Origin of the sequence: Pseudomonas sp. NCHU5216, from assembly GCF_052156495.1 — a bacterium.
Lineage (GTDB): Bacteria > Pseudomonadota > Gammaproteobacteria > Pseudomonadales > Pseudomonadaceae > Aquipseudomonas.
In genome coordinates this window covers 3,911-29,513 of the sequence record NZ_JBQLIX010000011.1, presented here as the reverse complement: position 1 = coordinate 29,513, position 25,603 = coordinate 3,911, and the positions used below count along the sequence as shown (strand labels likewise).

The window sequence follows — 25,603 nt, the reverse complement described above, 5'->3', positions numbered from 1 at the left end:
GGGTGGTTTCCAGCTCGCCCTGTGGCGCGACGTATTCGCGCTGGCTGTAGTGGCTGGCCTCCGGCGCCGGCAGCGCGTTGCGCGCCAGCTTGCCGTTGGCGCTCAGCGGCAGCTCGGCCAGCGCCACATAGGCGACCGGCACCATGTACTCGGGCAATTGCCCGCCCAGGAATGCGCGCAAGCCTTCTGCTGTGGGTGCCTGCGCATTGTGGGCCAGGGTGTAGTAAGCCACCAGGCGTTTGCCGCCCGCCTCCTCGCGCGCCACCACCACGGCCTCGTGGATCTGCGGATGGCGGTTCAGGCAGGCCTGCACCTCACCCAGCTCGATACGGAAGCCGCGGATTTTCACCTGGTCGTCGTTGCGCCCCAGGTACAGCAGCGTACCGTCGGCCAGGTAGCGGCCCAGGTCGCCGGTGCGGTACATGCGAGCACCCGGCGCCGGGTTGAAGGGGTCGGCCATGAAGCGTTCTTCGGTAAGCTCCGGACGCCCCAGGTAGCCACGCGCGACCTGCATACCACCGATGTACAGCTCACCGGTACAGCCCAGCGGCACCGGCTGGCCGACGGGATCGAGCAGGTACAGGCGAGTATTGGCCACCGGGCGACCGATCGGGGTGTTGTCCGGGGCGTCCGGGCCGTTGCAGGCCCAGGCGGTGACATCCACCGCCGCTTCGGTCGGGCCGTACAGGTTGTGCAGCGCCACCGCTGGCAGGCGTGCCTGCAGGCGCCGCACGCAATGCCCGGGCAGGGCCTCGCCGCTGCACATCACCTGGCGTATCGAGGTCAGGCGCTCCAGCCCTTCGTGGGCCAGGAACAGTTCCAGCATCGAAGGCACGAAGTGCAGCGTGGTCACCGCCTCGGCTTCGATCAAGCGGCACAGGTAGTCCGGCTCGCGATGCCCGCCAGGTCGTGCCATCACCAGCCGTGCGCCATTGAACAGCGGCCAGAAGAACTCCCACACGGAAACGTCGAAGCTGAACGGGGTTTTCTGCAGCACCACGTCCTGCTCGCTCAGCTGATAGGCGTCCTGCATCCACAGCAGGCGGTTCATCACCGCCGCGTGTTCGTTCATCACGCCTTTGGGCTGCCCGGTGGAGCCGGAGGTGTAGATCACATAGGCCAGATGCGTCGCTGCATGATCGGTCAGATGCGGGTTGCTATCGGGCTGCTCGGCAAAGGCCTGCAATACCAGCGGCAGGCGCGTGACGCCCGCATCGGGCAGGCAGGTCTCGAGTCCCGGTTGCACCAGCACCGCCACCGGGCTGGCGTTTTCCAGCATGTAGGCCAGGCGCTCGTGCGGGTAATCCGGATCCAGCGGCACGTAGGCGGCCCCGGCCTTGAGGATCCCCAGCAGGCCGGCGACCATCTCCAGGCTGCGCTCACAGCAGATCGCCACGCGGTCATCGGCGCCGATGCCCTGGCCGATCAAGGCGTGGGCAATGCGGTTGGCCTGCGCGTTGAGGGTGGCGTAGCTCCAGGCCTGCGCTTCGCAGACCACCGCAGTGGCCTGTGGCGTGCGCACGACCTGTGCCTCGAATGCCGCCTGCAGGGTCAGTCCTTGTGGGTAGGCCTTGGCCGTGGCGTTGAAGTCTTCCAGCAGCAACTGGCGCTCGGCAGCGTCGACCAGTGGCAGGTGCGTCGGCACCTGCTGAGCGTCTTCGGCCAGGGCACGCAGCACGCGCTCCAGATAGCCCAGGTGACGTTCGGCGCTGCTGCGCTGGAACAGCGCGGTGGCGTACTCCAGCGAGCCATGCAGGCAGCCGTCGATCTCGGCCATGTCCAGCAGCACGTCGAACTTGGCGCTGCGATTGCCCAGGCTCAGTCCTTCCAGGCTCAGCTCGCCAGGCGCCGCGCTAGCAGCGGCAGGGTTTGCCGCCTGCCAGCTGAACATGGCCTGGAACAGCGGGCTGTGGGCCAGGCTGCGCGGCGGTTTGACCATCTCGACCACCTGCTCGAACGGCAGATCCTGATGCGCCTGGGCTTCCAGTACGCAGGACTTGACGCGCTGCAGCAGCTCGCTGCCCCGGGGTTCGCCGCTCAGATCCAGACGCAGGGCCAGGGTGTTGACGAACAGGCCGATCAGCCCTTCGAGTTCCACTTGGCCACGGTTGGCCACCGGCGTGCCGATCACCACGTCGTCCTGCCCGGCCAGGCGGCTCAGAACCACGCCCCAGGCGGCGAGCACGGTCATGAACAGGGTGCAGCCCTGGCGTTGGCTGAGTGCCTTGAGGCGCTCGGTCAGCTCGCGATCCAGCACCAGGCCCACGGCGTCGCCTTCATAACGCTGCTGGGCCGGCCGTGGGTAGTCGGTCGGCAGGCTGAGCAAGGCCGGTGCGCCGGCCAGTGCCTGCTGCCAGAAACCGCTTTGCTGTTGCAGCACCTGGGCGGTGAGCCAGTTGCGCTGCCACACGGCGTAGTCGGCGTACTGTACCGGCAGCGGCGCCAGCGCGGGCTGGCCCTGCCCGCTATGGGCCAGGTACAGCGCAGCCAGTTCCGCGTTGAGCAGGTCGGTGGACCAGCCGTCAGCGATGATGTGGTGCAGGGTCAGCAACAGGGCGTGATCGTCGTCGCCCAGGCGTACCAGCTGGCCACGCGCAAGCGGGCCGTTTTCCAGGTCGAACGGTGCGCGCGCCTCTTCGGCTGCGAGTACCGCCAAGGCGGTTTCGACATCCGGCAGCCCCTGCAGGCTGTGCTCGCGCAGGCTGAAGCCGCTGTCGGCGGCGCCGATGCGTTGCTCCACCGCCTGCCCCTGCTGTTGCACGAAGGTGGTTCGCAGCGCTTCGTGGCGCGCCACCAACGCATCCAGGGCGGCACGCAGTGCAGGCACCTGCAACGGCCCACGCAGGCGCAGGCCGCTGGGGATGTGGTAGGCGGCGCTGTCGCCTTCCAACTGGGCCAGGAACCACAGGCGCTGCTGGGCGAACGACAGCGGCAACGGCTGCTGCCGCGACACCGGCACGATGGCCGGCTGTTCGTGCCGCGCCGCCTGTGCCAGACGCTGGGCCATCGCCGACAGCACTGGGTGGGCGAACACTTCGGCCAGGTCCATCTCCACACCCAGTTGCTGACGCACCCGCGCCAACAGGCGCATGGCCAGCAGCGAGTGGCCGCCGCGCTCGAAGAAATGCTCGTTGCGGCCAACCTGGGGCAGATCCAGCAGATCGGCCCAGATGTTGGCCAGCGCCTGCTCGGTGGCGTCGGCCGGCGCTTCATAGCTTTCATGCGCCTGCCATTGCTCAGGCGCCGGCAACGCGCTGCGGTCGAGCTTGCGGTTGGCGGTCAGCGGCAGTGCATCGAGCATCACCCAGGCGCTGGGCAGCATGTACTCGGCCAGTTGCTCGGCCAGGGCCTGGCGCAACTGCGCAGCCAGCAGCACCTGCCCTGGCTGGGCCACCACATAGGCGACCAGGCGTTTCTCGCCCTGCACGTCACGGGTCAGCACGGCGGCCTCTTTCACGCCTTGGCAATCGGCCAGGCATTTCTCGATCTCGCCCAGTTCGATACGGAAGCCACGCACCTTGACCTGGAAGTCATTGCGCCCCAGGTACTGCAGGCTGCCATCGACGCTGTAGCGCGCCAGGTCACCGGTGCGGTACATGCGCGCGTCAGGCGCCGCGCTGAACGGATCGGCGAGGAAGCGCTCGGCATTCACCTGCGGCAGGTTCAGGTAACCGCGCGCCACGCCGTCACCGCCAATGTACAGCTCACCGGCCACGCCCAACGGCACTGGCTGGCGATAGGCGTCGAGCAGGTAGATACGCGTGTTGGCCATCGGCTGGCCGATGCTCACCACACTGCCCTGCGCCACCTCGTCGAGCATGGCGGCGGTGCAGGAAACCGTGGCTTCGGTAGGGCCATAGGTATTGACCAGGCGCGTATGGGCTGGCCGCAAACGGTTCCACTGTTCGAGCTTCTGCGCCGCCAGGGCATCGCCGGTCACGTTCAGCAGGCGCACGCCGGCCAGGGCCTGCGCCGCCAGCGTGGGCTGCGCCTGCCAGTCGCCGACCAGGCTGTGCCAGTGCGCGGCGGTCAGGTGCACCATGCTCGGCCCTGGCACACCGGCGCCGGGCAGGCCGTCGCTGGCGAAGATTTCGCGCACCGGCAACACACAGGCACCGGCCATCAGCGCCGGGAAGATTTCCTCCACCGACAGGTCGAAGTTCAGCGAGTTCTGCTGCAGCACGCGGTCGCTCGGGTGCAGCCCGAACAGGCGGGCGGCATCCAGGCTGTAGTTGACCAGGCCACGGTGCTCGATCATCACCCCCTTGGGGTTGCCGGTCGAGCCGGAGGTGTAGATCACATAGGCCAGGTTACGGCTGCCCAGGCCCGCCACCACCGGGTTGCCCGGATGCGCTGGCAGCGGCTCGTCCAGGGCCAGCAGTGGCAGTTCGGCCAGCGGCAGGCGCTGGTACAGCTGGCGCTGGCTCACCAGCACCTTGGCCGCGCTGTCGCGCAGCATGTAGTTGAGGCGCTCCGGCGGATAGGTCGGGTCCAGTGGCAGGTAGGCCGCACCGGCCTTGAGCACCCCGAGCATGCCGACCAGCACGTCGATGCCGGGTTGCAGGTACAGGCCGACGCGATCATCCAGGCCCACGCCCATCTCGATCAGGCGCTGCGCCACCGTGTTGGCGGCAATGTTGAGCTCCGCATAGGTCAGTTGCTGGTCGGCAGTCTGCACGGCCAGCGCATCGGGCTGCGCGGCCGCGCGTTGCTCGAACAGCGCATGGATGGTGACATGGCTCGGGTAGGCCACGGCGGTGTCGTTGAAACCATCCAGCAGGTGCTGATGCTCCTGTTCGCTGAGCAACGGCAGGCTGGCGACCTGCGCTTGCGGCTGCTCGACCATGCCCTGCAGCAGGCGCTGCAAGTAATCGATGTAGCGCTGCACGGTGCTGGCATCGAACAGCGCGGTGGCGTACTCCAGGCTGCCCACCAGCTCGCCGTCGAGCTCGCCGATATCCAGGGTCAGGTCGAACTTGGCCACCTGGCTCGGCACCCCGAGCAGGCTCAATTCCAGGCCATCCATCGTCAGTTGCGTGCCAGCGAAGTCCTGCCAGCTGAGCATGGCCTGGAACACCGGGCTGTGGGCCAGGCTGCGTGGTGGGTTGACCACCTCCACGACCCGCTCGAAGGGCAGATCCTGGTGCGCCTGGGCCGCTAGCACCTGTTGCCTGGTGTGCGCAAGCAAGGTGGCGGTATCCGCAGCGCTGGCCAGATCCAGGCGCAGCGCCAGGGTGTTGACGAACATGCCGATCAGCGGCTCCAGCTCGGCGCGGCCACGGTTGGCCACCGGCGTGCCGATCACCACGTCGTCCTGACCGGCCAGGCGGCCCAGCAAGGCGCCCCAGGCCGCCAGTACGGTCATGAACAGCGTGGTGCCATGGCGTTGGCTCAGCGCCTTGAGCTGCTGGGTCAGGGGTTTGCCAAGACGCAGCCCCAGGCTCGCGCCAGCGTTGCTCTGGCGCGCCGGACGCGGCCGGTCGGTAGGCAGTGTCAGCAGCGCCGGTGCGTCGCTCAGGGTCGCCTGCCAATAGGCGCTCTGCTCGGCCAGGCCATCACCGCCCAGCCAGCGGCGCTGCCACAGGGCGTAGTCGGCGTACTGCACCGTCAAGGCGGGCAACGGATCCGGCTGGCCGGCGCGCAGCGCGCTGTACAGCGCCGACAGCTCGGCGGTCAGCAACCCCATCGACCAGCCGTCGGCGACGATGTGGTGCAGGGTCAGCAGCAGCACGTGATCCTGTTCGCCCAGGCGCAGCAGGCGTGCCCGCATCAGCGGGCCGCTGGCCAGGTCGAACGGCGCCAGCGCCTCTTCGCCGGCCAGGGCCAGGGCCTGCTGTTCGGCATCCACGGCATGGCTGAGGTCCGTGCAGGCCAGCTCGAAGCCCTGCCCGGCAGGCAGGATCTGCTGCACCGGCAAGGCATCCTGGTCTTGCGCAGCGCCTTGAACGACGAAGCAGGTGCGCAGCGCCTCGTGACGTTCGACGAGACGTGCCAGCGCGGCCTGCAGGGCAGTGATGTCCAACGCGCCCTGCAAACGCACGGCGGCCGGCATGTTATACGCGGCACTGGCGCCTTCCACCTGAGCCAGCAGCCACAAGCGCTGCTGAGCGAATGACAACGGCAGGTCGCCTTCGCGCGGCGTCGCCACGATGGCCGGCAACTGGCTGCGGCCAGCCAGGCTGACACGGCCGGCCAGCGCGCTTAGCTGGCTGTGGGCGAACAGCTCGGCCAGGCTCAACTCGACGCCCAGCAGCAGGCGCATCTGGGAGATCAGCCGCACCGCTAGCAGCGAGTGGCCGCCCAGCGCGAAGAAGTTGTCGTGACGGCTGACCTGCTCTACCCCCAGCAGTTGCTGCCAGAGTTGCGCCAGAGCGGTCTCGATCGGCCCTTGCGGAGCCTCGTAGGCCTGATTGACGAAGGCTTGCATGCCTGGCACCGGCAAGGCCTTGCGGTCCAGCTTGCCGTTGGGCGTGAGTGGCAGTGCGTCCAGATAGACATACGCGGCAGGCACCATGTATTCCGGCAACTGGCCTTGCAGATGCTCACGCAGGTTCTGGATATCCAGTTGCTCGGCACCGGTGTAGTACGCCACCAGACGCAGATCGCCCGGCACGTCTTCACGAGCCATGACCACGGCATCCTGAACACCGTCGAAAGCCGCCAGGCGCGCTTCGATTTCGCCCAGCTCGATACGGAAGCCGCGGATCTTCACCTGGTCGTCGTTACGCCCCAGGTATTCCAGGTTGCCATCCGCCAGCCAGCGCGCCAGGTCGCCAGTGCGGTACATGCGCGCGCCCGCTTCAGCACTGAACGGATCGGCCAGGAATCGCTCGGCGGTCAGATCGTCACGGTTCAGGTAGCCACGGGCGACACCGGCGCCGCCGATATATAGCTCGCCCGCTACACCCAGCGGCACCGGCTGACGGTGCTCGTCGAGCAGGTAGAACTGCGTGTTGCCCACCGGCTTGCCGATGTGCGCGGCAAAGCCATCGGCACGATCCATGGCCACCCAACTGGAATAGGTGGTGGTTTCCGATGGGCCGTAGAGGTTGCACAAACGCTGCACCGAGGTTTCAGCGAAGAGTTTTTCCACCAGTGAGCCTTTGAGGGCTTCGCCGGCGACGTTGACGGTATGCACGCCTTCGTTCAGGCCACCGGATTCCAGCAGTGCTTTAAGTGCGGACGGCACGGTATTGATCAGGCTGACATTCGCCTCGCGTGCCGCCAGGGCGTTCTCGACCACATGCACGCAACCACCAATGGTCAGCGGCGCAAAGCACTCGTACACCGCCAGATCGAAGTTCAGTGAGGTGGAGAACAGCGTGTTCTGCAGCACTTCCGGCTCGAAGGCCTGCTGTGCCCAGGTGAGGAAGTTCACCGCGTTGCGGTGCTCGATCATCACGCCTTTCGGCAAGCCGGTGGAGCCGGAGGTGTAGATCAGGTAGGCCAGATTCGCCGACGTAAGGCCCGGCACCACCGGGTTGCCCTGTACATCGCAGATCCAATCGAAGCCATCGAGATTTACCACCGATCGCTCGCCAAGCAGCGCCAGGGTGGCGTCCTGGCCAATCACCGCCGCTGGTTCGCTGTCTTGCAGCATATAGGCGATACGTTCGGCCGGGTAATTCGGATCCAGCGGCACATAGGCACCGCCGGCCTTGAGTACGGCGAGCATGGCCACCAGCATCGAGGGGCTGCGCTCCAGGCAAATACCGACGCTCGCATCCGGTATCACGCCCAGGGCAATCAGATGCTGGGCCAGTACGTTGGCGCGGGCGTTGAGTTCGGCGTAACTCAGGACGGTGTCGCCATGCACCACAGCCGATGCAGTCGGTGTGCGGGCTGCCTGTTCCTCGAACAGCCCTTGCAGGGTCTGCTGCTCGGGGTAGCTCATGGCCGTGGCATTGAACTGCTCCAGCAACTGTTCGCGCTCGCCCGCAGGCAGCACGCTCAGGCGGTTCATCGGCGTTTGCGGTGCCTGCTCCAGCGCCTGCACCAGGTTGTGCAAGGCCGTCTGCAAGTACTGACACAGCCGTTCGGCGCCAATCGCCGGCACGGCCTGGGCATTGAGTACCAGGTCCTCGCCCAGGTCATCGACGTTCATCGCCAGCGGGTAGTTGGTACGCTCTTCCATGTCCAGGGTCTGGATGCCCTGCCAGGCCTCGGTGGCCTGCGCCGTGGGCGCATCGCTGGCGCTATGGCGGTAGTTGAGCAAGGCGCTGAACAGCGTTGCGCCGCTGGGCAGGCCGCTGCAACGCAAGGCTTGCGACAGGGACGCGTGCTCGTGCCTGAGCAGTGCAGAGACCCGTTGGTGGGCCTGGCGCAGCGTGTCCTTAACGCTGTGCTGGCCCAGGCTCAGGCGCAGCGGCAAGGTGTTGATGAACATGCCCAGCGCCCGCTCACTGCCGGTGCCGCCGTGCAGACGGCCCATCAGCACGGTGCCGAACACCACTTCTTCGCGCCCGGCCAGGGCGCCGACCATCGCCCCCCAGGCCAGATGCGCCAGGCTGGCGACGCTGACGCCCGCCTGTCGCGCCTGAGCCCGCAGGCGTTGGCTCAGCTCCGCCGCCAGTGGCAGATGCGCTTCCTCGATACCGCGCCCGTCACCCTGCACATCGGCCAGGCCGAGCGGCAGCGTGGGCGCGTCGATATCACCCAGCATCTCGGTAAAGAAGGCCTCATGGGCTGCATACCCCAAACCCGCCCGAGCCTGGGCCACATGGTTGCGATACGGCACCGGTGCACTCAATTGCTCGGCCTGGCCTTGCAGGCAGGCCTGCATTTCCTGCACCACCACCTCGACGGCGGTGTGATCCAGCACCAGGTGATGGAACAGCAGCACGCCCAGCCAGCGGCCATTGGCCGCGTCGGCGGCACAGGCCAGGCGCATCAGCGGCGCCTGCGCCAGATCGAGGCGCAATTGCCGTGGGTCGAAACGGTCACGAAGGGCTTGCAGAGCATCGCCTGCAGACGCTTCCAGCTGGATCCGTTCGACACTCAGGCTGGCCTCGCGCCAGACCACCTGCACCGGTTGCTCCAGCCCGTCCCACAGCACCGCGGTGCGCAGGATGTCATGGCGTTGCACCACCTGCTGCAAGGCCTGGGCGAAACGCTCGACCTGCTGTTCGCTATCGAAGGCGAACAGCACCTGTAGCACGTAGGGGTCGCCTTCGCTGGCGGCCAGGTGATGGTAGAGAATGCCTTCCTGCAGCGGTGCCAGCGGGTAGATATCCTGCACGTTGGCCGCGCCGCCGGGCACGCTGTCGACGATACGCTGGATGCTCGCCTGATCCAGCTCGATCAGCGGCAGCAGCTCCGGGGTGATCTGCGTGCAACCCTCAGGGATCAGGTTGGCCGGTACGCTCAACTGCTCCTGCTCACCCACCGCAGCCGCCAACGCGGCCAGGGTCGGCTGGTTGAACAGCACCCGCACATCGGCGCTCAGACCCTGCTGGCGCAGGCGTTCGATCAGTTTCACCGCCAGCAGCGAGTGGCCGCCCAGCTCGAAGAAGTGATCGTGACGGCTCACCCGCTCGACACCCAGCAGGTCTTGCCAGATCTGCGCGAGTTTTTCCTCCATCTCGCCTTGCGGCGCTTCATAGCTGCGCCGCGCCAGCGCCTCGGCATCCGGGGCCGGTAGCGCCTTGCGATCCAGTTTGCCGTTGGCGGTGAGTGGCCACTGCTGCATCACCACATAGGCAGCCGGCAGCAAATGTTCGGCCAGACGCGTCTGCAACTGGCTGCGCAGGTTGGCCGCGTCCAGCTCGCCCTCGCCCATCACATAGGCCACCAGGCGTTTGTCGCCGGGCACATCCTCGCGGGCGATGACCACCGCTTCGCTCACCCCAGCGCAGGTCTGTAGCTGCGCCTCGATCTCGCCCAGCTCGATACGGAAACCACGGATCTTCACCTGGTCGTCGTTACGGCCCAGGTACTGCAGCTCGCCGTCCAGCGACCAGCGCGCCAGGTCGCCGGTGCGATACAGGCGGCCCAAGGTCGGATGTTGAATGAAGCGTTCGGCGTTCAGCTCAGGGCGATTCAGGTAACCGCGCGCCACACCGGCACCGCCGACGTACAGCTCGCCGATCACCCCTTCCGGCAGCGGTTCGCGGTTGGCGTCCAGCACGTAGATGCTCAGGTCGGCCAGGGCCTGGCCGATCGGGCTCACACCGGCCTGGGCATCGGCTGGCGTCAGGGCACGATAGGTCACATGCACCGTGGTTTCGGTGATGCCGTACATGTTCACCAGTTGCGTACCGGCATTGCGCACTTGCGCGTACCAGGGTTTGAGCAGCGCGGTATCCAGCGCCTCACCGCCGAAGATCACCTGGCGTAGCGAGTGCGACCGTTCACTGCTGGCCTGCGCGGCGATTAGCGAACGGAAGGCACTTGGAGTCTGGTTCAACACCGTAACGCCACGCTCGCAGAGCAGTTCGTAGAACTCCTGCGGCGAGCGGCTGACGGCATAGGGCACGATCACCAGCTCGCCACCGTGAGCCAGGGCACCCCAGATTTCCCAGACCGAAAAGTCGAAGGCCACCGAGTGGAACAGAGTCCATACGTCGCTGGTGTCGAAATTGAACTGCGCCTGGGTGGCGCTGAACAGGCGGCTGACGTTGCCGTGCTCCACCTGTACGCCTTTGGGCAGCCCGGTGGAACCCGAGGTGTAGATCACATAGGCCAGGTTCGACGCAGCGACTTGAACCTCAGGGTTACTCAACGGTTGCTCGCCCAGCGAATCCATATCGATCAGCAGTGCCGAGTTATTCAGCAGCCCAACCGTAGCGCCCTGCACCAGCACGGCTTTCGGTGCGCAATCCTGCAACTGGTAGGCCAGGCGTTCAGCCGGGTAGTCCGGATCCAGTGGTACATAGCCGGCACCCGCCTTGAGCACACCGAGCAGGCCGACGATCAGTTGTGGGCCGCGCTCCAGGCACAGCGCCACACGGTCATCGGCACCGATGCCCTGGGCCAGCAGATGATGCGCGACCTGGTTGGCACGGGCGTTGAGTTCGCCATAGGTCAGGCTCTGCGCCTCGTAGCGCAACGCGATGGCTTGCGGTCGTGCCTGGGCCTGGGCTTCGAACTGGCGGTGTACTGCCGGGGTATTGGCGCACGGCTGGGTGTCGCCGCCCAAGGCCAGCAGACGCTGACGCTCGGCAGTATCCAGCAGACCCAGCTGTTCAAGGCTGGTGTCAGGCGCGTGCTCCAGGGCCTCGACCAGCGCTTCGAGCACCTGTTGCATGTAGCCGCACACGCGGGCAGCACCAATATGTGCATCGGCCATCACGGTCAGGGTGAAGTCCTGGCCCAGGTCGTCTACCGACAGGCTCAGCGGGTAGTTGGTGCGCTCTTCGCCGCTGAGCGCCTGGATGCCCTCCCAGGCCGCCTGATCGTCGCTTGGCTGGCCCTGCAGATGGCGGAAGTTGAGCAAGGCGCTGAACAGCGGCGCCGGTGCGGCGACACCGCTGCAACGCTGGGCCAGCACCAGCGAGGCATGCTCGTGGGCCAGCAAGGCGCTGAGCCGTGCGTGCGCCTGGCGCACGCCTTCACGCACGCCCTGCCCGGTCAGCGTCAAACGCAGTGGCAAGGTATTGATGAACATGCCCAGCGCACGGCCGGCCCCCTCGCCGGCCTGCAGGCGACCGAGCAGCACGGTGCCGAAGACTACGTCTTCACGTCCGGCCAGGGTGCCCAGCACACGGGCCCAGGCCAGGTGATACAGGCTGGCGGCACTGACGCCCAGGTAACGGGCCTGGGCCCGCAGGCGCCGGCCGAGCGCAGGCGCGACCGGCTCGCGAACCTCCTGGATGCCCTGGCCACTGCCCTGCACTTCACGGATACCCAGTGGCAGGGTCGGCTCGTCGATATCGCCCAGTTGCTCGCGGAAGAACGCCTCGTGGGCTTCGCGGCTCACACCCAGGCGCGCCTGGGCCACATAGTTGCGGTACGGCACCTGGGCCGGCAGGCGCGCGCCGTTGCCGGCCATCAGCGCACCGATCTCGGCGCTGAGCAGGCCCAGCGAAGTGGCGTCGTCGACCAGGTGATGGAAACGCAGCAGGCCCAGCCAGCGGCCTTGTTCGGGGTCTTCGCAGTAGTCGATACGCAGCAGCGGTGCCTGGGTCAGATCCAGGCGGTGCTGGCGTGGATCCAGCGCGGCGCACAGTCGCTCGGCCACGCTGCCCGGTGCGTCGGGCAAGGTCACCGGCTCCAGTGGCAGCGGCGCTTCGCGCCATACCACTTGCACTGGCTCATCGAGCCCTTCCCACAGCACTGCGGTGCGCAGGATGTCATGCCGCGCGATGACCCCTTGCAGGGCCTCGGCGAACTGTTGCAGGCGTGCGCGGTTGTCGAAGGCGAACAGCGCGTATTGCAGGTAGGGGTCGCCCTGCTCGGCGATCAGGTAATGGTAAAGGATGCCTTCCTGCAGCGGTGCCAGCGGGTAGATGTCCTGCACGTTGGCGACACCACCCGGTACCGCCTGGGTGATCTGGTCGATACTGGCCTGATCCAGCTCGATCAGCGGCAGCATATCCGGGGTGATCTGTGTACAACCGACAGGGATCAGGTTGGCCGGCACCCTGACCTGCTGCTGTTCGCCGACGGCCGCCGCCAGCGCGGCCAGGGTCGGCTGGTTGAACAGTACGCGCACATCGGCGCTCAGACCCTGTTGACGCATGCGTTCGATGAGCTTCACCGCCAGCAGCGAGTGACCGCCCAGCTCGAAGAAATGATCGTGGCGGCCGACACGCTCGACACTCAGCAGGTCTTGCCAGATCTGCGCCAGTTGCTGTTCGGTGTCGCCTTGCGGCGCTTCATAGCTGCGCCGCGCCAGCGCCTCGGCATCCGGCGCCGGCAGCGCCTTGCGATCCAGTTTGCCATTGGCGGTCAGTGGCCACTGCTGCATCACCACGTAGGCGGCAGGCAGCAAATGTTCGGCCAGACGCGTCTGCAATTGGCTGCGCAGGCTGGCTGCATCCAGGTCGCCCTCGCCCATCACATAGGCCACCAGGCGTTTATCGCCGGGCACGTCCTCGCGGGCGATGACCACCGCTTCGCTCACCCCAGCGCAGGTCTGTAGCTGCGCTTCGATTTCGCCCAGTTCGATACGGAAACCACGGATCTTCACCTGGTCGTCGTTACGGCCCAGGTACTGCAGCTCGCCGTCCAGCGACCAGCGCGCCAGGTCGCCGGTGCGGTACAGGCGACCCAAGGTCGGATGTTGAATGAAACGTTCGGCGTTCAGCTCAGGGCGGTTCAGATAACCCCGCGCCACGCCGGCACCGCCGACGTACAGCTCGCCAATCACCCCTTCCGGCAGCGGCTCGCGATGGGCGTCCAGCACGTAGATGCTCAGGTCGGCCAGGGCCTGGCCGATCGGGCTCACACCAGCCTGGGCATCCGCGGGCGTCAGGGCGCGGTAAGTGACGTGCACCGTGGTCTCGGTGATGCCGTACATATTCACCAACTGGGTGCCCGCATTGCGCACTTGCGCGTACCAGGGCTTGAGCAGCGCGGTATCCAGCGCCTCACCACCGAAGATCACCTGGCGCAGCGAGTGCGACCGTTCACTGCTGGCCTGAGCGGCTATCAGCGAGCGGAAGGCACTTGGCGTCTGGTTCAGCACCGTGACGCCGCGTTCGCAGAGCAGTTCGTAGAAGTCCTGCGGCGAGCGGCTGACGGCATAGGGCACGATCACCAGTTCGCCACCGTGGGCCAGGGCGCCCCAGATTTCCCAGACCGAGAAGTCGAAGGCCACGGAGTGGAACAGGGTCCATACGTCGCTGGTGTCGAAGTTGAACTGCGCCTGGGTGGCGCTGAACAGCCGGCTGACATTGCCGTGCTCCACCTGTACGCCTTTGGGCAGACCGGTAGAACCCGAGGTGTAGATCACATAGGCCAGATGCTGCGGATTGGGCGCGGCCACCTGCGGATTGTCCGTGGGCTGTTCGCCCAGCGACGCCAGGTCGATCAACGGCGCGGACGTCTGCAACAGGCCCGCCGTGCTGCCTTGTACCAGGACAGCTTTCGGCGCGCAGTCCTGCAACTGGTAGGCCAGGCGTTCAGCCGGGTAGTTCGGATCCAGCGGCACATAGCCGGCACCCGCCTTGAGTACGCCGAGCAGGCCGACGATCAGTTGTGGGCCGCGCTCCAGGCACAGCGCCACAGGGTCGTCGGCACCGATGCCCTGGGCGATCAAGTAATGGGCAACCTGGTTGGCTTGGGCGTTGAGCTCGCCATAGGTCAGGCTCTGTTCCTCGTAGCGCAGCGCAATGGCCTGCGGCCGGGCCAGCGCCTGGGCTTCGAACTGACGGTGCACCGCCGGAGTATCGGTGCACGCCTGGGTGTCGCCGCCCAGCCCCAGCAGACGCTGACGCTCGGCAGTATCCAACAGGCTCAGGTGTTCAAGGCTTTGATCAGGTCGCGTGGCCAAAGCATCGACCAGCGCCTCGAGAACGTTCTGCAAGTAATCGCAGACGCGTTGCGCGCCGATTGCGCCAGTGGCCAGGGCAGTGATGTCGAAACCATCGCCCAGATCATCGACGTTCAGGGTCAATGGATAGTTGGTGCGCTCATGCCCGCTGAGGGCTTGCATGCCGGCCCAGGCCTGTTCGGCGTGCTGGCCGCTGGCGGCGACGCTGTGACGGTAGTTGAGCAAGGCGCTGAACAGCGGCGCCTGGCCCTGGATACCGCTGCAACGTTGGGCCAGCGCCAGGGGCGCATGCTCGTGGGCCAATAGCTGCGTCAGGCGCCGGTGCGCGTCTTGCACCGCCGCGCTGACACTGAGAGCGCTGAGGTTCAGGCGCAGTGGCAAGGTGTTGATGAACATGCCCAGGGCCCGGTCACTACCCTGCCCGGCGTTGAGGCGGCCGAGCAATACGGTGCCGAACACCACCTGCTCGGTGCCGGACACACGCCCCAGCAGCACCGCCCAGCCCAGGTGCACCAGGCTGGCGGCACTGACCCCGAGCTCGCGCGCCTGTTCGCGCAGGCCCGCACTCAAGCTGGCAGGCAATGAGTGCTTGGCTTCTTCGATACCCAGGCCGTCGCCTTGCACGTCGTGCTCGCCGAATGGCAGGGTTGGCTCGGTCACGTCCGCCAGTTGCTCACGGAAGAAGGCTTCATGGGCTTCGGCGCTGACCCCCAGGCGTGCCTGGGCCACGTAGTTGCGATACGGCGCTGCGGCGCCCAGCGTGTCACCCTGGCCCAGCAGCAGGGCCTGCATCTCCTCCTGCACCACCGCCAGGGCGGTGTGATCCAGCACCAGGTGATGGAACAGCAGCGTCAGTACCCAACGCCTGTTGTCGGCATCCTCGGCGCAGGCCAGGTGCAGCAGCGGCGCGCGGGTCAGATCCATGCGGTAATGGCCAGCGTCGAAACGCTGTGCCAGTTGCTCCGTGGCCGTGCCGCCGCTGGTGCTCAGGCTGACCCACTCCGGTTCCAGCGCAGCCTGCCGGCAGACCACCTGCACCGGTTCGGTCAGGGCCTGCCAGTGCACGCTGGTGCGCAGGATGTCGTGGCGCGCCACGACCTGCTGCAAGGCCTGAATAAACGCCTCCAGACGCGCACGGCTGTCGAAGGCGTACTGCGACTGCAGCACATAGGGATCGCCCTGCTCGGCACTGAGGTGGTGGTAAAGGATGCCTTCCTGCAGCGGCGCCAGCGGGTAGATGTCCTGGATATTCTCCGCCCCGCCCGGAATTGCCGCGACGATGCGGTCGATCTCGCTCTGTTGCAGCTCGACCAGGGTCAGCAGTTCCGGAGTGATCTCTGTGCAACCTTCGGGAATCAGGTTCTCCGGCACCTCGATATCGGTGTTTTCCCCTACGGCAGCGGCCAGCGCGGCCAGGCTTGGCTGACTGAACAGCACGCGCACGTCGGCGCTCAGGCCCTGCTCACGCATGCGCTCGACCAGGCTCACCGCCAGCAGCGAGTGGCCGCCCAGCTCGAAGAAGTTGTCGTGACGACCCACCTGCTCCACGCCCAGCAGGCTCTGCCAGATGGCTGCCAGGGTACGTTCGGTGTCGGTCTGCGGCGCTTCGTATGTGCGGCTGATGACCGCATCGGTGCCAGGTACTGGCAGCGCTTTACGGTCCAGCTTGCCGTTGGCGGTCAGCGGCAGGCTGTCCAATTGCACATAGGCGCTAGGCACCATGTACTCCGGCAGTTCGCCTTGCAGATGATCGCGCAGCGCCTCGATGGCCACGGCTTGCGCGGCGGTGAAGTAGGCCACCAGGCGTTTGTCGCCCGGTGTGTCTTCGCGCAGCAGCACGGCACTGGCCTGGATGCCGGGGAATTGCGCCAGACGTGTTTCGATTTCACCGATTTCGATACGGAAACCGCGCAGCTTGATCTGGCTGTCGTTACGCCCCAGGTATTCCAGATTGCCGTCCGCCCGCCAGCGCACCAGGTCGCCGGTGCGATACAAGCGGCCCAGTTCGGCGTGCTGGATGAAGCGCTCGGCGGTCAGCTCCGGCTGGTTGAGATACCCCACGGCCAGGCCATCGCCGCCGATATACAGCTCACCCGCCACGCCCAGCGGCGCCAGTTGCTGCTGGGCATCGAGCACATAGAGCTGGGTATTGGCCAACGGCCGACCGATGGGCACGCTGCCCTGCCCGGCTTCGCGGATCTCGTAGGTGCTGGAGAACGTCGTGGCTTCGGTGGGGCCGTAGCCGTTGAGCAAATGTTGCGGTGCGCCGTTTTCAAGTACGCCGGCGATCACCGCCGGATCCAGCACGTCGCCGCCAACGATCAGATAACGCAGGCGGCTGAACGCCGGGTACAGGCTGGCGGCGTATTGATGGAACAAGCCAGCGGTGAGCCACAACACGCTGACTGCCTGCTTATCGAGCAATGCAGCAAAGCGGGCACGATCCAGCAGGACGCTCTGCTCCACCACCACCACCGCGCCGCCATTTAGCAACGGCGCCCAGACTTCCAGGGTGCTGGCATCGAACGCCGGGTTGGCGGCGAAGGCCACGCGATCCTGGGCGTTGAATTCGGCATAGCCGTTGTTCAGCACCAGGCGGGCGACGGCGCGGTGCGGCACCACCACGCCTTTTGGCTGACCGGTGGAACCGGAGGTGTACATCACGTAGGCCGGGGTATCGGCGGCCTGTTCAAGGCCGGGGTCATGCGCCGGCTGAGCACTGAGGTTCAGCGCATCGACGGCCAGCCACTGGCGTGCCTGCGGCAGTGCCTCGCGGGCATAGCCCAGCACGCAAATCGCGTCGCTGTCCTCCAGCATGAACAACTGGCGCTCCACCGGCGCATGCACGTCCAGCGGCACATAGGCCGCTGCACATTTGAGCACCGCCAGTTGTGCAATAAGCAGGTCAGTCGAGCGCGGCAGCAGCAGCGCAACCTTGCTGCCTGGAACAACGCCTTGAGCAATCAGGTGATGAGCCAGTTGGTTGGCACGGGTGTCGAGCTCGGCATAGCTCAGCTGAACCTCGCCGTCGATCACGGCCAAGGCATCCGGAGTGGACTGGGCCTGGGCTGCGAACAGGCTGTGCAGAGTCTGCTCGCGTGGATAGTCACTGGCTGCCGGGTTGAAACCCAACAGGTGCATGCGTTCGGCCTCGGGCAGTGTCGTCAGGTCTTGCAACGGCGTGCCGGGGGCGTGTTCCAGTGCCTCCAGCAGATTCTGCAGCGCGCAGGCCAGCGCCTCGCAGACACGCTGTGCACCGATGCCTTCCAGGGCCAGGGCAGTGAAGGCAAAACCTTCGCCCAGGTCATCCACCGAGAGGGTCAGTGGGTAGTTGCTGCGCTCCTGGTTGCTCAGCAGCTCGACACCTTCCCAGGCCGCCTGAAGCTGGGCCTGGTCAGCGGCCTGAGCGATGGCGCTGTGGCGGTAATTGAACAAGGTATTGAACAGCGGCGCCGGTGCCGCGACGCCGCTGCAACGCTGGGCGACGGCCAGCGGCGCGTGCTCGTGGGCGAGCAACTGGCTGAGGCGCTGGTGCGTGGCCTTGACGGCCTGGCGCAGCGGGCGCCGGTCGATATCCAGGCGCAGTGGCAAGGTGTTGATGAACATGCCCAGGGCGCGGTCGGCACCGGCACCGCCCTGCAGGCGGCCCATCAGCACGGTGCCGAACACCACGGCATCCTGGCCGCTGGCAGTACGTGCCACCAGGCCCCAGGCCAGGTGCAGCAGGCTCGCGGCACTCACGCCCAACAGGCGCGCCTGCTGGCGTACGCGCAGCGCCAGGTCATGTTCCAGAACCAGGCTGGCTTCTTCGACCTGGCCGCTGGTCGCCGCCGTGTACGCTAGGCTTGGCTGGTCGATATCGCTCAGCATTTGCCTGAAGAACGCCTCATGGGCGTCCTGGCTCAGGCCGGCGCGGGCCTGCGCCACGTAATTGCGATAAGCCTGCGGTGCCGGCAAGGTCGCGCCCTGCCCCTGCAACAGCGCCTGCATTTCTTCGCGCACGATTTCCAGCGCGGTGTGATCCAGTGCCAGGTGATGGAAACGCAGCAGCAAGGCCCAGTGGCCATGCTCGGCGTCCTGGGCAAAGGCCAGGCGCATCAGCGGTGCCTGGGACAGATCCAGGCGTTGCCGGGCGCTGTCGAACTGCGCACGCAACTGCTCGCTGGCAGGCCCTTGGCCGGCGACGGCGTCGAAGCTTTCTACCACCAGCTGTGCCTGGCGCCAGACCACCTGCACCGGGGCTTCCAGACCCTGCCAGTGCACGCTGGTGCGCAGAATGTCATGGCGGTCGATCACCGCCTGCAAGGCCTGGGCGAAGGTCTCGATGCGCGCACGACTATCGACCTGGAACAGCGCCTGCAGCACATAGGTGTCGCCCTGCTCGGCACTCAGGTGATGGAACAGGATGCCTTCCTGCAGTGGTGCCAGCGGGTAGATGTCCTGAATATTCGCCGCGCCGCCCGGGATTACCGCCACGATGCGGTCGATCTCGGCCTGTTGCAGCTCGACTAGCGGCAGCAGCTCCGGAGTGATCTGCGTGCAGCCTTCGGGAATCAGGTTATCCGGTACCTGGACGTCGTGACTGCCGCCCACGGCAGCAGCCAGCGCAGCCAGCGTCGGCTGGCTGAACAGCACGCGCACATCGGCGCTCAGGCCCTGTTCGCGCATGCGCTCGACCAGGCTTACCGCCAGCAGCGAGTGACCACCCAGCTCGAAGAAGTTGTCGTGGCGACCGACCTGCTCCACGCCCAGCAGGGTCTGCCAGATCCTGGCCAGGGTGCGTTCGGTCTCGGTCTGTGGCGCTTCATAGCCTCGGCTGATCAGCGCATCGGCACCCGGTGCCGGCAGTGCCTTGCGATCCAGCTTGCCGTTGGGTGTGAGTGGCAGTGCGTCCAGATAGACATAGGCCGCCGGCACCATGTACTCGGGCAACTGGCCTTGCAGGTGCTCACGCAGGCTCTGGATATCCAGTTGCTCGGCACCGGTGTAGTACGCCACCAAGCGCAGATCGCCCGGCACATCCTCACGAGCCATGACCACGGCATCCTGAACACCGTCAAAGGCCGCCAGGCGCGCTTCGATTTCGCCCAGTTCAATACGGAAACCACGGATTTTCACCTGGTCATCGTTACGCCCCAGGTATTCCAGATTGCCGTCCGCCAGCCAGCGCGCCAGGTCGCCAGTGCGATACATGCGCGCACCCGGCTCGCGGCTGAATGGATCGGCCAGGAAGCGCTCGGCAGTCAAATCGTCGCGGTTCAGGTAGCCACGAGCGACGCCGGCACCACCGATATACAGCTCGCCCGCTACACCCAGCGGCACCGGCTGACGGTGTTCGTCGAGCAGGTAGAACCGGGTATTGCCCACCGGTTTGCCGATGTGCGCGGCAAAGCCATCGGCACGATCCATGGCCACCCAACTCGAATAGGTGGTGGTTTCCGATGGGCCATAGAGGTTGCACAGGCGCTGCACCGAGGTCTCGGCGAAGAGTTTTTCCACCAGCGAACCCTTCAAGGCTTCACCGGCGACGTTGACGGTGTGCACGCCTTCATTGAGACCGCCGGATTCCAGCAGCGCCTTCAAGGCCGACGGCACGGTGTTGATCAGGCTGACATTGGCTTCCCTGGCAGCCAGGGCGTTCTCGACCACATGCACGCAGCCGCCAGTGGTCAAGGGCGCAAAGCACTCGTAGACCGCCAGGTCGAAGTTCAGCGAAGTGGAGAACAGGGTGTCTTTCAGCACTTCCGGCTCGAAGGCCTGCTGTGCCCAGGTCAGGAAGTTCACCGCGTTGCGGTGCTCGATCATCACGCCTTTCGGCAAGCCGGTGGAGCCGGAGGTGTAGATCAGGTAGGCCAGGTTGGACGAGTTCAGGCCCGGCACCACCGGGTTGCCCTGTACATCGCAGATCCAGTCGAAGCTATCGAGATTTACCACCGATCGTTCGCCAAGCAGCGCCAGGGTGGCGTCCTGGCCAATCACTGCCGCCGGCTCGCTGTCCTGCAGCATGTAGGCGATACGTTCGGCCGGGTAATTCGGGTCCAGCGGCACATAGGCGCCGCCAGCCTTGAGCACGGCGAGCATGGCCACCAGCATCGAAGTACCGCGTTGCAGGCAGATGCCCACCCGCGCATCCGGCACCACGCCCTGGGCGATCAGGTGCTGCGCCAGGGCATTGGCGCGGGCATTGAGTTCGGCGTAACTCAGGACGGTGTCGCCATGCGCAACCGCCGGGGCTTGCGGAGACCTTGCTGCCTGTTCCTCGAATAGCCCTTGCAGGGTCTGCTGCTCGGGGTAGCTCATGGCCGTGGCATTGAACTGCTCCAGCAGCCGATCGCGTTCCGCTGCGGGCACGATAGCCAGGGTATGCAGCGGCGCCTGCGGGCGCTGCTCCAGAGCCAGGGCCAGGCTGTGCAAGGCGGTTTGCAGGTAATCCACCACCTGCTGGGCATCGATGCCCGACTGGGCCAGCACGCCCAGCAACAGGTCCTCACCCAGATCATCGACGTTCAGGGTCAAGGGATAGTGGGTGCGCTCCTCGCCGGCCACGCCTTCGATTCCGGCCCAGGCATTCTGGGCGGCCTGGCTGGCCTGGCCCGTGGCGCTGTGCCGGTAGTTGAGCAGCGCGTTGAACAGCGGCAGGCTCGCCGGTACGCCACTGCAACGCTGCGCCAGGGCCAGCGAGGCGTGCTCGTGGGCGAGCAATTCGGTAAGCAGCCTGTGCGTCGCCTGGGCCCGCTCGGCCACACCGCCGCTGCCGGCGTCCAGGCATAGCGGCAAGGTATTGATGAACAGCCCGATGGCACGGTCAGCGCCTTCGCCCGCCTGCAAGCGGCCCATCAGCACGGTGCCGAACACCACCTCGTCGCGCCCGGCCAGCCGGCCCAGCACCAGGCCCCAGGCCAGGTGCAGCAGGCTGGCCAGGCTCACGCCCAACTGCCGGGACTGGCTGCGCAGTTGCCGGGCCAGTGCGGCCGGCAGCAACTGCCGTGCATGTTGCACCGGGTCGGCCTCGCTGGCGGCGCTGACCAGCCCGAACGGCAGCGTCGGCTCACTGATATGGCCCAGCATGCGGGTAAAGAAAGCTTCGTGCTCGGCGGCGCCGGCGCTGCGCCGCGTCTGGGCCACGTAGTTGCGATACGGCACGGAAGGCGCCAGTTGCGCCTGCTCGCCGAGCAGCCAGGCCTGCATTTCATGCTGCACGCTTTCCAGCGCCGCATGGTCGAGCACCATGTGATGGAACAGCAGGATGGCGACCCAGCGCTGCTGTTGCGGGTCATGCGCCACCTTGAGCTGCAGCAGCGGCGCCGCGTGCAGGTCGAGGCGCAGGGTCTGCGGGTTCAGGCGTGCCTGCAACTGCGCCGCCACATCGCCCGCCGCCGGGTCTGCTTCGACCTGTTCGACCGGCAGCGCTGCGTGACGCAGCACCACCTGCACCGGGTGCTCGAGGCCCTCCCAGAACACCGCGCTGCGCAGGATGTCATGGCGGTCGATCACCGCCTGCAAGGCCTGGGTGAAGCGCTTCAGGCTGGCCTGGTCGGCGAGGCTGAACAGCGACTGCAACACATAGGGGTCACCCTGGCTGGCGGCCAGGTGGTGGTACAGCAACCCTTCCTGCAAGGGCGCCAGGGCGTAGATGTCCTGCACGTTGGCCACCCCGCCCGGCACCTGCGCCAGCAGTCGATCCAGGCTGGCCTGGCTGAGCTGCGCCAGGGGCAGCATGTCCGGGGTAATGTGCGTGCAACCCTCGGCAATGACATTGGCCGGCACACTGAAGGCCTGCTCTTCGCTTACCGCAGCGGCCAACGCGGCCAGGGTCGGCTGACTGAACAGTACCCGAACATCGGCACGCAGCCCAGCCTGGCGCATGCGTTCCACCAGACTCACGGCAAGCAGCGAATGGCCGCCCAGCTCGAAGAAATGATCGAAACGGCCCACTGCCTCGATGCCCAGCAATTCCTGCCAGAGGCGAGCCAGAGTCTGCTCGACCGAACCTTGTGGCGCCACATAGGCGCGGCTGGCAAAAGCCTCGGCCGCCGGGGCCGGCAAGGCACGGCGGTCGAGCTTGCCGTTGGCATTCAGCGGGAAGGCATCGAGCATGACGAAGGCGGCCGGCACCATGTAGTCGGCCAGGCGGCCCAGCAGTGCCTCGCGCAGCCCTTGCGCCGTCGGCGTGGTACCCGGATGGGCGATGACATAGGCCACCAGGCGCTTCTGCTCGCCGGGGGCGTCGCCCTGGCGCGCCACCACCACGGCATCGGCCACGCCTTCGCACTTGAGCAACTGGCTGACGATCTCGCCCAGCTCGATGCGGAAACCGCGCAGCTTGATCTGCTCGTCGTTGCGTCCGTGGTATTCCAGCACGCCGTCGGCACGCCAGCAGCCCAGGTCACCGGTGCGGTACAGGCGCGCGCCGGGCTCGCTGCTGAACGGGTCGGCGACAAACGCCTGCTCGGTCAGCTCCGGGCGGTTCAGGTAGCCCAGGGCCACGCCGTCGCCGCCGATGTACAGCTCGCCGACCACGCCCACTGGCACCAGGCGCTGGTGGCGGTCAAGCACATAGACCTGGCCATTGCCCACCGGGCGGCCGATGGGAATCGCCCCAGGGCCGACCGAATCGATTTTCCAGGTAGTGGAAAAGGTCGTGGCTTCGGTGGGGCCATAGCCGTTGAGCAGGTGTTCAGGTGCACCATTGGCCAGGACGCCGGCGATCACCGCCGGATCCAGCACATCGCCGCCGACGATCAGGTAGCGCAGCCTGGCGAATACCGGATACAACCCAGCGGCATACTGATGGAACAGCCCGGCGGTCAGCCACAGCACGCTCACCTCCTGCTCCTGCAGCAAGGCGGCGAAACGCTCGCGGGCCAGCAACACCGGTTGCGGCACCAGCACCAGGCACGCACCGTTGAGCAGCGCCGCCCAGGTTTCCAGGGTGCTGGCATCGAACGCCGGATTGGAGGCGAAGGCCACCCGGTCACTGCGGTGGAACTGTGCATAGCCGTTGTTGAGCACCAGGCGGGTGATGCCACGGTGTGCGACCACTACCCCCTTGGGGGTGCCGGTGGAGCCGGAGGTGTACATCACGTAGGCGCTGCTGCTGCCATCGCCCTGCGCTGCCAAGTTGCTGTCGTCACCCTCTTGCAGCAAGGCGTCATCCAGCACCAGGCAGCGCACGCCCTGCTTGGCCGACGCCGTGCTGGTGCTGAGCAACAGGCGTGCCTGGCAGTCCGCGAGCATCGCCTGCACACGCTCGTCGGGGGCGTTGACGTCCAGCGGCACGTAGGCTGCACCGCATTTGAGGACTGCCAGTTGGGCCACCAGCAGTTCGAAACTGCGCTCCAACGCCAGTGCCACGCGCTCGCCCGGTTCCACCCCTTCGGCCAGCAGGCGCCGCGCCAGGCGGTTGGCCCGGCTGTTGAGCGCCTGGTAACTCAGCACCACGCCATCGAGCACCGCAGCCGGAGCCTCGGGCTGACGTCGGGCCCAGCCTTCGAACAGCGCCTGCACGCTGCTGTCACGCGGGTAGGCACACCGGGTGTCGTTGAAGGCATGCAATAGCTGCTGGCGTTCCTGATCGGACAGGATGTCCAGTGCCTCGAGAGTGGACTCGGGCTGCTGTTGCAGCGCAGCGGCCAGTTGCTCGAGGGCGTTGAGCAGATACCCGCCGATACGCTGGCTGCCGATACGGGCCAGGGCCAGCACGCTGATGATCATCTCGCTGCCCAGGTCATCCACCGACACGGTGATCGGGTAGTTGCTGCGCTCTTCGCCGCCGAGCACCTGCAAGCCCTGCCAGGCTTCACGGGCCTGGGCGCTGGCACTCTGCGCGGCGCTGCCGTGGCGATAGTTGAGCAGCGAACCGAACAACGGCGTAGGCGCGGCCACGCCGCTGCAACGCTGGGCCAGGGCCAGCGAGGCCTGTTCATGGCCGAGCAGCGTGGTCAGGCGCCGGTGCGTGGTCTTGACGCTGCCCGCTACACCCTCACCGTCCAGGCGAATGCGCAGCGGCAAGGTATTGATGAACACCCCCAGCGCCTGTGCGGCGCCCTCGCCGCCCTGCAGGCGGCCCATCAGCACCGTGCCGAATACCACGTCATCGCGGCCGGTCAGGCGTCCGAGCACCTGAGCCCAAGCCAGGTGCACCAGGCTGGCACTGCTCACCCCATGATCGCGGGCCAGCCCGCGCAGGCGCTGCGCCAGTAATGTCGGCAACGGCAGCACGCTTTCTTCGATCGGCTCGTCGCTGCCCTGGGCGTCGGTCAGGCCGAACGGCAAGGTCGGCTCGTCGATGTCGCCGAGCATTTCGTGGAAGAACGCTTCATGAGCCTGGCGCCCGCCGCGCTGCGCCATGTGCGCGACCTGGGCCACATGATTGCGGTAAGGCACTGCGGGCGGCAGGCTGGCCTCGGCGCCCACCAGGAAGGCCTGGGCCTCAGCCTGTACCCGCTCCAGCGCGGCGTGATCCAGCACCATGTGGTGGAACGCCAGCAGCGCCACCCAGCGCCCGGCAGCCGGGTCGTGGGCATAGGCCAGGCGCATCAGCGGTGCCTGCTGCAGGTTCATGCGGTAATGGCGGGTATCGAAGCGTTCGCGCAGTTGTGCCTCGATCGGCCCCTCTGCCGCGTCCAGGGCCACTTCCTCGACGGCCAGCTGCGCGCGTTGCCACACCACTTGCATGGGGGCATCCAGGCCTTCCCAGACCAGCGCGGTGCGCAGGATGTCATGCCGATCGATCACCGCCTGCAAGGCACGGGCAAACTGCTGCAGGCGTTCCAGGCTGTCGGCGGCCAGCAGCGTATGCAGGATGTAGGGGTCGCCCTGGGCGGCGGTCAGGTGGTGGTAGAGCATGCCTTCCTGCAGCGGGGCCAGCGGGTAGATGTCCTGCAAGTTGGCCGCACCGCCAGGCACCTGGGCCACGATCAGGTCGATCTGCTCCTGAGTCAGTTCGGCCAGCGGCAGCATGTCCGGGGTGATGCGAAACGCCGGGCTCAGCCAGTCGCCGCCGTGCTCTTCGACCAGTTCCAGCAAGCGCGGTTTGTGCAGACGCAGGCCTGCCACCAGCGCCTCGTCGAAGCCCTGGTCATCGCCAAGGATCACCAGGTCGCCGTCCTCGTGCTGAAGGCGGATCGGGTGGCCGGAAATGGCTGCCATCAAGTCATTGAAGAGCAT

1 protein-coding gene (only partly in view) is annotated in these 25,603 nt (G+C 66.6%); it reads right to left on the bottom strand.

Features of this window, described 5'->3' with window-relative positions:
- On the bottom strand, nucleotides 1-25,603 hold the 5' portion of the coding sequence (locus ACSVIK_RS10405) for a non-ribosomal peptide synthase/polyketide synthase (RefSeq protein ID WP_442444265.1). The gene continues 5,144 nt to the left of window position 1, outside the view; only the first 25,603 of its 30,747 coding nucleotides appear in the window; the start codon lies at nucleotides 25,601-25,603; its stop codon lies off the left edge, out of view.